The sequence below is a fragment of the Flavobacterium sp. genome (genome assembly GCF_965277525.1).
GTDB lineage: Bacteria > Bacteroidota > Bacteroidia > Flavobacteriales > Flavobacteriaceae > Flavobacterium.
Window position 1 is genome coordinate 18,000 of the sequence record NZ_CBDIDC010000009.1, and the last position, 12,896, is coordinate 30,895.

The 12,896-nt window shown below is 33.2% G+C and carries 13 protein-coding genes; 4 read left to right on the plus strand and 9 right to left on the minus strand.

Going from position 1 to position 12,896, the window contains the following annotated elements; genetic code table 11:
* Positions 1 to 196 precede the first annotated feature (196 nt).
* The 3 genes from ACQY44_RS17240 (at position 197) to ACQY44_RS17250 (ending at position 2,557) form a co-directional block, all read left to right on the plus strand.
* Positions 197 to 1,258 (plus strand): DUF3810 domain-containing protein, encoded by a 1,062-nt coding sequence (locus ACQY44_RS17240; RefSeq protein WP_428231536.1) that lies wholly within the window; start codon positions 197 to 199, stop codon positions 1,256 to 1,258.
* Between the two features lie 163 nt (positions 1,259 to 1,421).
* Positions 1,422 to 1,916: an RNA polymerase sigma factor gene (locus tag ACQY44_RS17245; protein ID WP_089481356.1), complete on the plus strand. Its 495-nt coding sequence runs from the start codon at positions 1,422 to 1,424 to the stop codon at positions 1,914 to 1,916.
* An 8-nt stretch (positions 1,917 to 1,924) separates the two neighbouring features.
* Complete coding sequence (locus ACQY44_RS17250; RefSeq protein WP_428231537.1) at positions 1,925 to 2,557, plus strand: hypothetical protein; 633 nt, start codon at positions 1,925 to 1,927, stop codon at positions 2,555 to 2,557.
* 110 nt (positions 2,558 to 2,667) lie between these two features.
* Here ACQY44_RS17250 and ACQY44_RS17255 read toward each other — a convergent pair whose 3' ends face one another.
* Positions 2,668 to 3,498, minus strand: a complete 831-nt coding sequence (locus ACQY44_RS17255) for a lysophospholipid acyltransferase family protein (protein WP_428231538.1) — start codon at positions 3,496 to 3,498, stop codon at positions 2,668 to 2,670.
* Positions 3,499 to 3,623: 125 nt separating this feature from the next.
* On the minus strand, positions 3,624 to 4,274 hold the full coding sequence (locus tag ACQY44_RS17260) for an NUDIX hydrolase (RefSeq protein ID WP_428231539.1): 651 nt from the start codon (positions 4,272 to 4,274) through the stop codon (positions 3,624 to 3,626).
* Between the two features lie 91 nt (positions 4,275 to 4,365).
* Between ACQY44_RS17260 and ACQY44_RS17265 the strand changes: the two genes are divergently transcribed.
* Positions 4,366 to 4,803 (plus strand): DUF4268 domain-containing protein, encoded by a 438-nt coding sequence (locus ACQY44_RS17265; RefSeq protein ID WP_428231540.1) that lies wholly within the window; start codon positions 4,366 to 4,368, stop codon positions 4,801 to 4,803.
* Positions 4,804 to 4,920: 117 nt separating this feature from the next.
* Here the strand turns inward: ACQY44_RS17265 and ACQY44_RS17270 are convergent, their stop codons facing one another.
* From ACQY44_RS17270 to yidC, 7 genes are all read right to left on the minus strand, one after another.
* Positions 4,921 to 5,619 carry a DUF4386 domain-containing protein gene (locus tag ACQY44_RS17270; protein WP_428231541.1) on the minus strand — a complete coding sequence of 233 codons (699 nt, stop codon included), beginning with the start codon at positions 5,617 to 5,619 and terminating at the stop codon, positions 4,921 to 4,923.
* A 128-nt stretch (positions 5,620 to 5,747) separates the two neighbouring features.
* A complete protein-coding gene (locus ACQY44_RS17275; RefSeq protein WP_428231542.1) occupies positions 5,748 to 6,158 on the minus strand; it encodes a hypothetical protein in 411 nt (136 codons plus the stop codon).
* Positions 6,159 to 6,178: 20 nt separating this feature from the next.
* Positions 6,179 to 7,123 carry an NAD(P)H-dependent flavin oxidoreductase gene (locus ACQY44_RS17280; RefSeq protein ID WP_428231543.1) on the minus strand — a complete coding sequence of 315 codons (945 nt, stop codon included), beginning with the start codon at positions 7,121 to 7,123 and terminating at the stop codon, positions 6,179 to 6,181.
* Between the two features lie 12 nt (positions 7,124 to 7,135).
* A complete protein-coding gene (locus tag ACQY44_RS17285; protein WP_428231544.1) occupies positions 7,136 to 8,737 on the minus strand; it encodes a S8 family serine peptidase in 1,602 nt (533 codons plus the stop codon).
* 47 nt (positions 8,738 to 8,784) lie between these two features.
* The gene (gene mnmA / locus ACQY44_RS17290; RefSeq protein WP_428231545.1) at positions 8,785 to 9,972 is read right to left on the minus strand and encodes a tRNA 2-thiouridine(34) synthase MnmA; all 1,188 of its coding nucleotides are present in this window, start codon (positions 9,970 to 9,972) and stop codon (positions 8,785 to 8,787) included.
* Between the two features lie 139 nt (positions 9,973 to 10,111).
* The gene (locus ACQY44_RS17295; protein WP_428231546.1) at positions 10,112 to 10,828 is read right to left on the minus strand and encodes a toxin-antitoxin system YwqK family antitoxin; all 717 of its coding nucleotides are present in this window, start codon (positions 10,826 to 10,828) and stop codon (positions 10,112 to 10,114) included.
* Between the two features lie 97 nt (positions 10,829 to 10,925).
* On the minus strand, positions 10,926 to 12,830 hold the full coding sequence (gene yidC / locus ACQY44_RS17300) for a membrane protein insertase YidC (protein ID WP_428231547.1): 1,905 nt from the start codon (positions 12,828 to 12,830) through the stop codon (positions 10,926 to 10,928).
* Between the last annotated feature and the right edge of the window lie 66 nt (positions 12,831 to 12,896).

Genomic DNA, 12,896 nt, shown 5'->3' on the forward strand with positions numbered 1-12,896 from the left:
TTTAATTTTTTCTGCCACTCCCGATAGCTATCTGGATTCACAAATTAGCACAAATTAAAATGTAGATAAAACTGAATCACACTACTAATAACTATTTTACTACCTTAGAAAAAAAATATTAATTAGTGAAAATTCGTAGAATTCCTGATTATTTTTTTTAAATTGTATTTATATTTACGTATCCAAAATTAAAATTTTGAAATCAAAATACATTTTACCTTTACTGCTGCTTTTACAAATTATAGCTTTAAAAATTCTGCGCTTCTTTCCGGAATTTACAGAACGTTTTTATAGTAACGGATTGTATTTGAAAACATCTCACTTTTCAAGAATCCTTTTGGGTAAAATTCCATTTTCAGTTGGAGATTGTCTTTATTCTATCTTGATTTTGTTTTTGATTCGGTGGATTTGGAAAACGAGAAAAACATGGAAAATACAATGGAAAGAAAATCTTCTGCAGGCTCTTAGCGTCCTTTCTGTATTTTACTTTTTCTTTCACTTACTTTGGGCATTAAACTATTATCGAGAACCTCTTTTTGAAAAAATGAAGATTGAAAGAGAATATACTGATGCTGAGTTATTAACTTTTACCAAAAAACTAATTGCAAAAACAAACGAAATTCAGCTTCAAATTACTAAAAAAGACAGCAATAAAATAGTTTTTCCATATTCCCAAAAGCAGGCCTTTCAGATGAATTTAAGCGGTTATGAAAATCTGGCAACCGAATATTCTTATTTTAAATACGAAATACCAAGCGTCAAAAAATCACTTTTTAGCCTGCCCCTGACCTACATGGGTTTTGGCGGTTATCTGAATCCCTTTACGAACGAAGCCCAGGTAAATAATTTATTACCAATGTACAATTTTCCTGTTACGACTTGTCATGAAATGGCACATCAAATGGGCTATGCCAGCGAAAGTGAATGTAATTTTATCGGGGTTTTAGCTTCTGTAAAAAATCAAAATTTATATTATCAGTATTCCGGATACAGCTTTGCCTTGCGTTATTGCCTGGGAATCTGGCAGGTTAAAAACGAAAAGATATTCAAACAATTAAAAAAAACAGTTCACATTGGAATTTTAAAAAACTATCAGGAAAGCCAGGATTTCTGGAAGCAATACGATACTTTTATTGATAAAGGATTCCATGTTTTTTATGATAATTTTTTAAAAACAAACAATCAAAAAGACGGGATGGAAGGCTATAGCAAATTTGTAGATTTAATGGTGAATTATTATAAAACAAAAAAATTATGATACTACACCACGAATTACACGAATTGGTACGAATTTTTATAAAAGAAACCAATCTTAGTTAAATGAATTTAATAACTAAAGGACAAGCAATAATTTTTGTGTAATTCGTGGCTAAAAAAATAATTCGTTGTAACAAAATTGATTTCAGTACTACTAATACAACATGAGCGAAAATCTAGAACAGTCATTTGTTGCGCAATTGCAGGCAAATCAGAATATAATCCACAAGATTTGTAGATTATATACTGCTGGCGAAGACGCTCACAAAGACTTGTTTCAGGAAATCACCATTCAGTTATGGAAAGCTTATCCGAAATTTAGAGGCGATAGTAAATTTTCTACCTGGACATATCGCGTCGCCTTGAATACCGCCATTACCTTATACCGGAAAACCAAACGTACCGTATCAACGGTAGAGTACGAAAGTCATCAGCATTTTATAAAAGATGTTGATTACAATTATGAAGAAGAAGAACAGATTAAATTGATGTATAAGGCCGTTTATCAGCTCAATGACATCGAAAAAGCATTAGTTTTTATGTATTTAGAAGACAAAGATTATCAGGAAATAGCCGAGACCTTAGGGATAAGCGAAGTGAATGCACGTGTGAAAATGAATAGAATTAAAGGGAAACTTAAAAAAATACTAAATCCTTAAAAATTATTATGAAAGAACTGGATTTATTAAAAAAAGACTGGAAAAAGAACGCTGATTCTTTTCAACAAATTTCTGAAAAAGAGATTTATAAAATGATTCACAAAAAATCATCTTCTATAGTGAAGTGGATTTTGATCATTAGTATTTTGGAAATTTCGTTTTGGACTGTCTCCAATTTATTTATCAATACCGATGATTTATTGCGAAAAATGAACCATCCTGAAATTGTACTGGCACTAGACCTTTTAACCTATTTCAATTACATCGTGGGTCTTATTTTTGTAATCATTTTTTATAAAAATTACCAAACCATTTCAACAACTGTTGCAACAAAATCATTGATGAGTGCTATTTTAAGAACCCGAAAAACGGTTCAATACTATGTATGGTACAATTTAGGAATGATTATCGTTTCGACGATCTTAAGCTTTTTTGTTGGTTTTGTCTACAATCCTGACATGGCCTTTTTACGAGATAAATTAGCCGCTAACGGCAAAGCAATGCTTGCATCTGCCGGAATTTTAATGCTGATCATATTAGGTTTCTTCGGAATGTTCTGGTGTTTTTACAGACTACTTTACGGAACTTTACTAAGACGTTTATATACAAATTATAAAGAGTTGAAGAAAATTGATTTTTGATTAAGTCGCCTAAGGTGCTGAGACACTAAGTTTCTAAGTTTTTTTTAAAGTCGTTACAGCTTAAAAAAACCAAGTTAGTAAGTTTTCAAACTTAACAGTTTATATAAGATCTAATGTTCGCTTTCTGATGCCTTATAACTCCATCTTCTCATTTCATTAAGTTCTTCCTCTACTTTGATTACCTCGGCAGGAATAACTTTCAGGAACGACGGATGCTGCTCAATAGCATATTCTACTTTTTCAACAATTTGTTCTATGGTATCATTTTCATAATCAATATCAAGAGGTTCTTTGATAATGAAAGATTGTAGAATTCCTTTTTTCTTCATTCGCAATCCCTTTTTATCAAATGAACGACGAAAACCATCAATAACAATAGGAATTACAATTGGTTTATGTTGTTTAATAATATGGGCTGTTCCTTTGCGTACGGGCTTAAACGATTTTGTAGTTCCTTGCGGAAATGTAATTACCCAGCCATCTTCAAGCGCAATTCTAATGTTCTCGGTATCATTTGGGTTAACTTCACGTTTTTCTGTAACATCAACTCCTTTTGCACGCCAGGTTCTTTCCACCGTGATAGCACCAACGTAAGCTAATATTCGTGGTAATAAACCTGCCTGCATGGTTTCTTTGGCCGCGACATAATAAATATTCATCTTTGGTTGCCATAGATATCCAATATTCTTAATAGTATCCTGACGTCCGCTTAAACTTGCGTTAAACACATGAAACATCGCTACAACGTCAGCAAAATAAGTCTGGTGATTGGATATAAAAAGCACATTTGTATCTGGCAAAGTCTTAATGATCTCAGATCCTTCAATCTGCAAATCGTTAAAACCCCTGTATCTCCTATGAGTCATGGCACCCAAAATACGAATTAACCATTTCTTGATGAATAATATATGTCCAAAAGGATTTCGCTTAAACAATCCCATAGCTGTGTTTTGTATTTTTTTGTTATCACGCAAACATACAAAAATTATTCTTTTAGCAATACTATAAAGCAATTTCGCAAATAAATTGTTATTATAATGAATATCAAATTGTTAATTTTCTTTCTTTACTTGTTTCCTTCAAAAACAATTTTCAAAACATCTCTCAATTCACTTAATATCATTGCAGTAGCTCCCCAAACGATATGATTCTGAATATTAAATGCCGGAACTACAATATTATTTGCATAAGAAGTTGACAACGTGGCTTCGACAATAATTTCATCGTCTAAAAAAACAGACAACGGCAACTCTATAATATCGGCTACTTCTCTAATATCGGGATAAAATGAAAGTTCTTCTTTTGAAATTCCTAAAAAAGGGTGCACCAAAAAATTACTTGGCGGAATATACATTGGTGTAAAATGTTTGAGTATCTCTACCTTTTCAGGTACTACTCCAACTTCTTCATGTGTTTCCCTTAGTGCTGTTTCCTGATAATCTGCATCTGTAGTTTCATATTTCCCTCCCGGAAAAGCAATTTGAGATGAGTGAACTCCATTATAAGCATTCCTGACAATTAAAACCAAATGCGTTTTCTCTTCTTTTGGATAAAACAACATCATTACAGCTGCTATTCTGGGATTTTCTATTTTAAGGTCCAGATTTTTAAGGGCTTCTATTCTTTCTTTGGGAGCCATTTTTATATGAGAAGCCACTGCCGGTAGTTCTACCGGAATTAAATTAGGAACATATTGCAAAAAATCTTGAAAATCCATAATCAAAGTTTATTTTTGTACTTTCAAATAAAATATAAATATAGTTTAGAAAACGGGTTCCTACAAGCTTTCTAAAATCAAAGCCATAAAAATGTACAGTAAAGAAGAATCACAAAAAATAAAAAGAGAATTTTGGGTGGCTTTCGCAGAGAAATATCCGCGAAAATGGGTCCTTTATGACACAAAGATTAAAGATTTCTCTTTTAAATTTTATGTAGACAATAAAAAAGCACAAGTTTTAATTGATATCGAACAGAGAAGCGATGAAAAACGAAATGCTTATTTTGAAAAATTGGAGGCTTTAAAAAATATTCTGGAAGAAGAATTTATTAAAGATCTGGTTTTCGAAAAAAACTACACGCTGGAAAGTGGTAAAACCATCAGCCGAATCTGGATCGAAATACAAGGTGTAGGTTTTAGTAACCGCAATAACTGGGATACTATTTTTGATTTCTTTTTCGAAAAAATGAATGCTTTGGAAATGTTTTATCTCGAGTATGATGATTTTATTAAAGATATTGATTCTTAAAAGGTACTAAGATTCTCAGATGCTAAGCTTCTGAGTTTTTATATAGCAAACCCGACAGGTTTTAGAAATCTATCGGGTTTGTTGCTTTAACAATTGTAGCTATTCTTATTTTTCTGCTTAAACTGCAACTTTTCTAAATCCCTTAATTAATAACCACAAAACTATTGCAATTTCAGCTACCGAGGATGTTAAACCAACAATTGTGCCCGTTATCGCATAATGATAATCCGGAAATAATACAAAAGTAAAAGCATCAACTACATAAGCTGATCCGCCTATAACTAATAGTACGCCAAAAATCTTAGGAATAAATTCTGACTTACACACCAGCTGTCCAAAAGGAATTAACCAAAGTCCCCAGAAGATGCCTATAACAACATTTCCGTAATTATACATTTTAAGAAATGCCATTATTAAGGATTGTAATTGTGCGGGTTTAAAAGACTTCATGAAATCTGCTTTCAACAATAATAAGGCAAACAATTGGTTAAAAATAATTAAAAAGGCTATTGGTACGCCCACAATTACCAATGCAAACATAGTTCTGGACAAATGCTTGTTTACATTTTTAAATAAGTTGTAAAGTTGCAAAACTAAAAAAACAAATAAAGTCTGACAGATTAAGTTGCTCATAATACCAGCGCGAAACAAAATCTCATGCTTTAATATTGTACGCATTGTAAAAGACAGATTACCTGAATCTATCAGTTGCATCGGCACATACATAATGCCAAAAATACCTGTTACGACAATAAACAGATATATTACACCTGCTGTTCGGGCTGTTCTTTTCAGATTGATTTCTTCGTGAGCCATATCTTAAGTTATTGATTTAATACAATCTAAGATAGTACTTATTTTATATTTTAATAAAAAAACTAAATATATACAACCGACAGATTTTAAAACCTATCTGATTCTTCTGAAATCGTGGCCACTAAAATTTACACACTAAAAATATTATAAACAATAATATGATCGTCGTAGTTGATATAAAGTTGCTTACGATAATCTTGCTTTTTTCGGGTAATGATAGAAAGTTTGCATTCCCGGCCGTCATTATCTTTACACATGAAAGAATAGACAATATCAGTATCGTTTTCTTCTCGTTCGATATAATCCAGAATTTTAAAAAGCTGTATTTCCTGAGAGTAAACTACAATTCTATGTTTATTGGTGTCCAGAACTAATGATAAATTTACCAAATCAAGATTCGACCATTCGCCCCATTTCCCTTTTTCATTCTTTTCTAAAACACTAAACCCAGAAGTTTTAAATTGATAAGTCTGGCTATAAGCTTGTTGCAGACAAAGTCCTAAAAATAGTAGTAATATATAAGTGCGGATAGAATTCATATAATATGTAATGCAGATAATTAGAACTCAAATTTAGCTTTTTCTTGGCAAGCAACTTCAAATTCAGCTATCATTTCTTGAACAATTTGTTGTACAGGCAAAATCTCATGAATTAATCCCGCAATTTGCCCAATTTCGAGCTCGCCCTCTTCAAGATCACCTTCGAACATTCCTTTTTTGGCCCTCGCCCTGCCTAAAAGCTGTACTAAATCTTCTTTGGATGGACATTTTTCATACAATTCCTGAACATCATTGTAGAATTTATTTTTAATCAATCGTACAGGAGCTAATTCTTTCAATGTCAATTGTGTATCACCTTCTTTAACTTTAACTATCGTTTCTTTAAAATTATTGTGTGAAGAAGATTCTATCGATGCAGCAAAACGGCTTCCTACCTGAACACCATCTGCACCAAGAATCATTGTGGCAAGCATTCCGCGTCCGGTTGCAATTCCACCGGCAGCTATAATCGGGATATTGATTTTTTCTTTCACCATTGGAATCAAAGTCAGTGTTGTCGTTTCATCACGGCCGTTATGCCCGCCTGCTTCAAAACCTTCAGCAACAATGGCATCCACTCCGGCTTCTTGTGCTTTTAGAGCAAAAACACTACTACTTACCACATGCACAACCGTAATTCCTTTCTCTTTCAAAAAAGAAGTCCAGGTTTTAGGATTTCCCGCAGAAGTAAATACGATTTTCACGCCTTCTTCGATCACAATATTCATGATTTCTTCGATATTAGGATACAACATCGGAATGTTGACCCCAAAAGGTTTATCGGTTGCTTTTTTGCATTTCCGGATATGTTCACGTAATACTTCAGGATACATTGAACCTGCTCCAATAAGTCCCAAACCTCCCGCATTACTTACAGCCGAAGCTAATTTATAACCGCTATTCCAGATCATTCCGCCCTGAACAATAGGATATTTTATATTAAAAAGTTGTGTAATTTTATTCATTCAAAAAGGCTATTATTGTTTGATTATCTTTCCTGTTTTGTGCAAATCATCAGTATCAAAAGTATAAAAATAGAGTCCGCTTTTCAAAGCTTCAACAGAAAGAACCGGATTTTGATTCGTTATTTGTTGCTCTATTATTTTCTGTCCTAAAACAGAATAAACTGAAACAGAAGCTTTATCACTTTTAAACAAGAATGAAACTGTCGTATTAGCAGGATTTGGAAACACTGAAAAATCAGAAGAAGACGATTGAAAAGTATCAATACCTAAAGTTGACCCAAAATTTGGAATTCCGTAACCATAATTATTATTTGGAGCAGCATATCTATCTGAGGACTGAAGTACCATTTGCCTGATTTCTTTATTGGTTTTAGACGGAAAAGCCTGCCACAAACATGCAATCATTCCTGCCATGATCGGACAAGAAAATGAAGTTCCGCTGGCTGTTGTAATAGTTCCGGAAGTATTTGAAACTACTGCTGAAGCTCCCTGAGCCATAACATCCGGTTTTATACGATTGTCGAAACTTGGACCAATTGAACTACTACCTGCTTTTACCTTTGAAGCTGTTACAGAACCAACAGTAATAACAGAAACAGCATCCGCCGGCCCTCCAATATGAGGCTCTGAGGTGCTTCCTTCATTTCCTGCTGAGGCTACCACGATTATTCCTTTACTAAAAGCGATTTCAGCGCCACGCGAAATAAAATTAGTAGAACCATTCATATCACTATAGGTGTGACTATAATTGGCATTATCAAAATCAAAATAACCAAGGGAAGTGGTGATAATGTCAACTCCTAAATTATCTGCTTTTTCCGCTGCCTCTACCCAATAGGATTCTTCGACAGGATTCTCAGTAGGATCATATTCTGTAATGAACAAATAATAAAAAGCATCGGGAGCAGTGCCTATAAGAGCACTTTCCTTATAGCCGCCCATTGTAGAAAGTACCATAGTTCCGTGATCGTCACCTGTATAGAAATTTTCATTTCTGTTGACAAAATCATAACCTCCTAAGATTTGATTGTTATCGATCAGTTTTTTAAAAGGCTGAGCGGTGTTGACACCCGGAAAACCAGCATCTAAAACAGCAATTATTTTACCTGATCCTGTATAATTCTGTTGATGCAAAATCTGACCATTAAGCATCTGAATTTGATTTGCAGAAGATCCGTAAGCGTAATCAACAGTCGTTTTAAGCTTGTCGTTGATTTTAGAAACCTTGTGCTCTGAAACCTTTTTTGAAGTTCCATTTAAATTTTTATTCGCAAAAACTACTTTGTCTACAAATGATAATGATTTTAGCGATAAAATATCCGTTTGAGTTCCTCGAATATGAAGTGCATTTAACCATTTGGATTGTGCCATTACTGTAATCCCCACACTAATTTTCACCTGATTAATATAGGATTCCCCTACAGGAACATCAGTAAGATCTAAGGCAATATTCTGATTGGCTCTTCGATCGAGAGCACGCTGCGAAAGCATTGTTAAAGGATGGTCCAAATAGGCTTGCGCATTTGGTTTATCTTTAAAATATACCCACGCATCTTCCTGTGAAAACACAACAGAAGAAAACACCAGTAAAAGAAATGTAAAATAGTACCTCATAGTTTACTTTTTTTAAAGGTAAAAAACCTTTGTAAAAAAGTATAAAGCTAAGAAATTACTCCCGAACCAACTAATTCATTATCTAAATACCAGGCCACAAACTGACCTTCCGTTATTGCTGATTGAGGCTCATCAAAATGAACATACATTCCGTCTTCGAACTGATGCAGAGTTGCTGCCTGCAAAGGCTGACGGTAACGAATTCTAGCCATTACCTGCATTGTTTCACCTACTTTCAAACTCAAATCTGTACGAATCCAGTGTACTTCAGATTTTTCGATAAATAAAGCTTTTTTAAACAAACCAGGATGCTGACTTGTTAAACCGGTATAAATCGTATTGGTTTCAACGTCTGTAGCAATAATAAATAACGGATCTGTTGTTCCTCCTACATTCAGTCCTTTTCGTTGTCCTGTAGTAAAATAATGAGCTCCCTGATGTTTGCCCACCACTTTTCCCATTGTTGGAAGATAATCACGCTTTTTAGCTTCTGATTTCAATTCTTCTATTAATGATACTTCAACAGGTTTTTCGATAGTATAAATTGGATCGTTTTTATCAATCTGAACAATTTTACCTTCTTTTGGTTGCAATTTTTGTTGCAGAAATTCCGGTAAACGTACTTTCCCGATGAAACATAATCCTTGTGAATCTTTCTTTTCAGCTGTTACCAAATCCATTTCGGCAGCGATTTCACGCACTTCAGGTTTGGTTAAAGCTCCAATTGGGAATAAAGATTTCACTAATTGATCTTGTGATAATTGACATAAAAAATACGATTGATCTTTGTTGTTATCAGCACCGGCAATCAGTTGATATACTGGTTTTCCATCCACTTCAATTTCATTTTTTTGACAATAATGACCTGTTGCTACATAATCAGCACCAAGACTTAAAGCAATTTTCATGAAAACATCAAATTTGATCTCGCGATTACAAAGCACGTCAGGATTTGGAGTTCTCCCTTTTTCATATTCGTTGAACATATAATCAACAATTTTCTCTTTGTACTCTTCACTTAAATCAACAGTTTGAAACGGTATTCCGAGTTTTTCAGCTACTAATAAAGCGTCATTACTATCCTCTAACCAAGGACATTCATTAGAAATAGTAACCGAATCATCATGCCAGTTTTTCATAAAAAGGCCAATAACTTCGTATCCCTGCTGTTGCAATAAATAAGCAGCAACACTCGAATCTACTCCACCGGAAAGTCCAACAACTACACGTTTCATTCTAAATTGTTTATATTTTTACAAGGGTGCAAAGATAAGTCCTATTTTTGATAATTGTGGTAGTTTTGATTAGTTTATATAATGCCTTAGTAGATAAAACTTATGGTATGAAAAATGTTTTTGATTTTAAATGGCTTTATTAATTCATCTTCGGTTTTGAATCTACCTGATAACTGCTTTTTGGATCGCTCATATTGACTTCTTTGGTCAATTTACCTTTTAAGTAAAATTGCCACATATTCGCTTTTTTTCCGTTTACGAATTTTCCTTTTGAGGCTACGACACCATCTGCATCATAAAAAACAGCCTCACCGTTGTATTCATTGTCTTTATAAGTAGTTTGCTCTAAAAGAGTACCGTTTTGTCCGTATTTCTTATAGATTCCATCTTTTAGACCATTTATATAATTGATTTCTTCGGCAATTTTAGCGTTTGGATAATAAACTGTTCTTAATCCTTCTAACTTACCATTTTTATAATTTTCCAGCGTCATAACTACTTTAGAAGCTTTGTGATAATATTTCCATTCGCCTTCACGGGCTTTACCAACTTCTTTTCCTTCACTTACTTTGTTTTTATTCTGATCATAAAAAATCGTATACGAACTTCCATCATTTGCAGTAAAATCACGAGTTGCAATGACATCTCCCTTCTTTGTATCATCAAAAAACTTAAAGACACCTGTTTCTTTTCCGTGATTAAAAGTTCCTTCATAACGAGGCCTTTTAGATACTTCATAAATTCCTTTCCAAACCCCGTCTTTTTTTCCGTTTGCATCCGATTTATTAAAATCTTGTGCCGATACCAAAACTGCGTTTAGGAAAAATAATCCGATTATTATTTTTTTACAAATCATTGCTATTCAATTTTAAAGTTTAACGAAAATGACTCTTATAAAGTATATTTTAGATAAAAAAAAATCCCGATAAATCGAGATTTTTTTTATATTGTTATTATTTTTTATTCTGCTTTTTAGTAGCCTCTTGTTGTTCCATCACTTCCTGAAGACGTTGTTGAAACTTACTTTGTTTTTTAGGCTCCTTTAATTTATTTTCCTGAATCTGAGCATGAATTTTATCTGTATCTACTATGTAGTTTTTAATTACAAACATAATTCCAATTGTAATTAAGTTAGAGATAAAGTTATACAAACTCAAACCAGCACCATAACTATTGAAGAAAATTAACATCATTAATGGTGAAACATAAATCATGATTTTCATCATTTTTGCCATATCCGGCATACCTTCTTGCTGAGGCGCTGCCATTTGTTGATCTCCAGAAGTCATTTTCATATAGAAGAAAATCGCAACTGCTGCCAAAATCGGAAACAAACTGATATGATCTCCATACAGCGGAATATGGAATGGTAATTTTACAACAGCATCAAAAGAGGATAAATCGTCTGCCCAAAGGAAACTTTTTTGTCTTAACTCAAAAGCCGAAGGGAAAAACTGGAATGACGCATACATAAACGGAAGCTGAATCAATGCCGGAATACATCCTGCCATTGGGTTCACCCCTGCTTTGTTGTACAATTTCATCGTTTCTTGTTGTTTCTTCATTGGGTCTTTTTTGAACTTTTCTCCCAACTCTGTAATCTCCGGACGCAATACTTTCATTTTAGCCTGAGATAAGAACGACTTATAAGTAATTGGTGACATCGCTATTTTGATAATTATCGTAAAGATGATAATCGCAATTCCGTAAGGAATAAATGAAGCTAAAAATCCGAATAATGGAATAAAAATCCATTTGTTGATCCAACCAAAAATCCCCCAACCTAGTGGAATAATTTTTTCGAAGTTTTTATCGTATGACTTTAAAATTTTATAATCAGCCGGTCCAAAATACAAACTCATTTTATAATCAACTTCACCATTAGAAAAAGCTAAAGGAACAGTTGCTTTGAATTGTTTAGTAAAAACGGTATCAATTTTTTCATCTTTAACCAAATCATCTGATTGTAATCTAGACTTTTCAAACGGTTTCTCTGTCGATAAAATAGTGGTAAAAAAGTGTTGCTTAAAAGCTACATAACTAACTTTTTCAGGAGTTTCTTCCTTTCCCTGACCAGTTTGACTTACAGAACTATATTTTTTATCCCCATATTCATACTCAATTTGAGCATAACGGTTTTCATAAGAAATACTTTTTTCGTTTCTGTAAGTTTTTAAATCCCAAACTAAATCCAATGGTTTAGAAGAATTTAAAACTTTATTCAATCCTTGGGAACGAATATCAAAACCAACTAAATATTCATTTGATTTTAATACATATTTGTATTCTAAAAATTCGTTAGCACCCGCTTTCAAACGCATGGTCAATATCTGATCTGAACCGTTTTTAGTTAACGTTGGTTCAAAAAACAAATCTTTAGAGTTTAAAGTCCTGTTATCCGTTGTTTGTAACTGAATGTTTAAATTAGAATTATTGTCTTTAATCAATTCTACTAATTGTCCTGAATTTTTTTCAAATCTTTTGAATTCTTTCAAAGTAGCTTCAACAATATAACCTCCTTTATTAGCGATTTTAAGTTTTATCTTATCGTTTTCAAGAGTTGTAAAACCTTCTTTAGCAGTAGGAAGTGTCGCTGAATAAGCAAAACCACCTAATGTTTTTTGTAATTGCGCTAATTGAACCGTGTCGCCTGGAGTTGCAGCAGTAACTGGTAAAACAGCTGTTTTAGTTTTATCAGCCTGAGCTTGTGCTTCTTGCTTAGCAACTAATTCTTTCTTGGCTTTTTCAGCAGCAATCTCTTTCTCAGAAGGTTGATTTTGGTACATAATCCAAATCAAAATTCCAAATATCAATACAAAACCAATGATTGAATTAAGATCAAATTTTTTTTCTTCCATTATAATTTAAAAAAGGTTATTCATTAAGGCTATTAGTAATGAGTTTGACTCAAAAGTTACATCCTC